At 71.9% G+C, this 3,051-nt stretch carries 2 protein-coding genes; both read left to right on the top strand.

Annotation, left to right across the window (positions count from 1 at the left end; genetic code table 11):
- Positions 1–1,959 (top strand): S9 family peptidase (locus G7A99_RS17425; protein ID WP_163142513.1); only part of this gene is annotated, 1,959 nt, incomplete at its 5' end.
- A 6-nt stretch (positions 1,960–1,965) separates the two neighbouring features.
- A partial coding sequence (locus G7A99_RS17420) for an Era-like GTP-binding protein (protein WP_163142510.1) occupies positions 1,966–3,051 on the top strand: 1,086 nt, incomplete at its 3' end.

Genomic DNA, 3,051 nt, shown 5'->3' with positions numbered 1-3,051 from the left:
CGCGACCCGGATCGCCTGGATCCGGCGATCCGCGAGTACCTGGTCGCCGAGAACGCCTATGCCGATGCCGTGACCGCTGACACCCGGGCACTGGAGTCCGCGCTGTTCACCGAGCTGCGCGGGCGCATCCGCGAGGACGATGCCTCCGTGCCCCTGCGTGACGGGACGTGGTACTACTACAGCCGTTACCGCGAGGGCGGCCAGCACCCGCTGCTGTGCCGGCGCGGCGCCGAGGGTGACGAGCAGGTGCTGCTCGACGGTGACGCAGAGGCCGCCGATGCCGCGTATTTCCGCCTCGGCGGGGCGGAGCATAGCCCGGACCACCGCTATCTCGCCTACGCCGTCGACGCCGCCGGCGCCGAGGTCTTCGAGATCCGGGTGCGCGACCTCGAGACCGGCGAGGACCTCCCGGACCGTATCGGCGACTGCAATGCCAGCTTCGTGTGGGCCGCGGACTCGTGCACGCTGCTTTACACCCGTATCGACGGTGATCACCGCTCCCGCTGGGTGCACCGCCACACCCTCGGCGAGCGGGGCCCGGATCCGCTGGTCTACGAGGAGCAGGATGCCGGATTCTTCTTGGGCGTGGACAAGACCGAGAGCGGGCGCTATCTGCTCATCGACAGTCACGACCACACCACCTCGGAGGTCTATTACCTCCCAGCGGACGATCCTTCCGCCAGGCCCACGGTATTCGCGCCGCGTCGCGCCGGCACGGAGTACGGTATCGCCGACCGGGGCGAGGCCTGGTACATCCTCACCAATGCCGGGGACGCCGAGGATTTCCGCATCTGCACCGCGCCGCTCGATGACCACGCCCCCGAGCGCTGGCGCACGCTGGTCGCCCACGAGCCCGGCCGGCTCATCCAGGGCATGCTGCTGTTCCGGGACTACCTGGTGCGCCAGGAGCTCCAGGACGCGGTGCCGCGGATCGTCGTCCACCGCCTGGAGGACGGCGCCGAGCACGCCATCGAGTTTCCGGAGGCCTGCTACAGCGTGGGCCTGTCCGCGGGCTTCGAGTTCGTCACGGACACCCTGCGTTTCGCCTACAGCTCGTTCACGACGCCCGCCGAGGTCTACGACTACGACATGGCCGCGCGCACGCGCACCCTGCGCAAGCGCCAGGAGGTGCCCTCCGGGCACGATCCGGCGGCCTACGTCAGCGAGCGGCTGACCGCGCTGGCGCCGGACGGCGAGGCCGTGCCGGTGTCGCTGTTCCATCGCCGCGACTGTCCGCCGGGGCCGGACACGCCGCTGCTGCTCTATGGTTACGGGGCCTACGGCATCAGTGATCTGCCTTCGTTCAGCCCCAACCGCCTGTCGCTGGTCGACCGCGGCGTGACCTACGCCATCGCCCACGTGCGCGGGGGCATGGAGCGCGGCTACCGCTGGTACCGCGAGGGCCGTATGGCGGACAAGCCCAACACCTTCAGCGATTACATCGCCAGCGCCGAGACGCTGATCGGCGAGGGCCGTACCGGCCGTGGCCGTCTGGTCGCCCACGGCGGCAGCGCCGGTGGCATGCTGGTGGGGGCCGTGCTCAACCAGCGCCCCGAGCTTTTCGGTGCGGCGGTGGCGGACGTGCCCTTCGTGGACGTGCTCAATACCATGCTCGACGAGACCCTGCCGCTCACGCCCCCGGAATGGCCGGAGTGGGGCAATCCCCTGGACGACGAGACCGCGTACTTCCGCATCCTCTCGTACTCGCCCTACGACAATGTCGCGGAGCAGGCCTACCCGCCGCTGCTGGTGACCGCGGGTGTCTCCGACCCGCGGGTCACCTACTGGGAGCCCGCCAAGTGGGTGGCGCGGCTGCGTGCCCGCGCCACCGGCGACGCCCCGCTGGTGCTGCGTACCAACATGAGCGCGGGTCACGGCGGTCCCGGTGGGCGCTTCCAGTATCTGGAGGAGGTGGCGCAGCGCTACGCGTTCATCCTCCGGGCGCTGGGGATCGAGTAACCGGCTATGACGAGCCTCGCGACGGTCGTCGCACGCTGGCGTTGGCTGGTCCTGGCCGTGGTGCTCCTCGTCGTCGCCACCGTGCTGCTGCTCGCGGGCAATCAGCTCCTCGCGCTCAAGGCCCGGCTGGCCGACGAGCCACTGGTCGTGCGCGTGGTGGTGATCGCAGTGGGGCTGGCCGTGCTCGCCGCCGCCGGCTGGGCGGTGTGGCGAACGCTGCGGGTGCCGGCGCCGCCGGCCCGGGACGGCTCGGTGCCGGACGAGGCCGGACTGCGCGCCCGCGCGGCCACCTGGGCGGAAGCGGGCGCCGACATGGCCGCCGTGCGCACGGAGCTGGACGAGCTGGATCGGCGCCGTGAGGCCGGCAGTGTGCACGTCGCGGTGTTCGGCAGCGTGAGCAGCGGCAAGTCGGCCCTTATCCGCGCCCTGGCACCGGGCGCGGCGGCGGACTCCGATGTGCTCGGTGGCACGACTCGCGACGTGGTCCACTATGAGTGGCGGGACGCCGGGGGCGACCGCCTCGTGCTCACCGACATGCCGGGCCTGTCCGATCCCGTTGCCGGCCTGGACCGGACGGCGACCGACGAGGCCGGCAGGGCGGACGTGGTGGTATTCGTCGCCGAGGGCGACCTGACGCGCGAGGAATGGCGGGCACTGGACGCCGTACGCGCCCTCGACAAGCCCCTGGTGGTGGCGCTGAACAAGGCGGACCGCTACGAGCCGTCGGAGCTGGAGGCGATCCGCGCCCGCCTCGGCGAGCGCTTTGGGGCGTCGACGGAGATCGTACCGGTCATCGCCGGGGGCGCCGAGACCGTGATTATCAGGGACAGTGACGGCCATGAGCGCGAGGAACAGCGCGAACGGCCTCCGGACGTGCGCCGGCTGCGCCGGGTGCTCCAGCACGCGGTCGACCGTGACGGCCTGGGCGCCGGTCGCGACCGGGCGGTCCTGCTGCTCGCCGCGCGCAAGCTGGAGGGCGCCGTGCAGGCCCACCGCCGCGACGCCGCGGAGGCCATGGTCAGCCGCTACGCCCGCCGCGCCGTGGTGGGTGCCATGGCCGCGGTGGCGCCGGGCAGCGACCTCGTCATCCAG

It is taken from the genome of Arhodomonas sp. KWT, from assembly GCF_010993615.1.
This window is presented reverse-complemented; position numbering and strand designations above follow the sequence as displayed.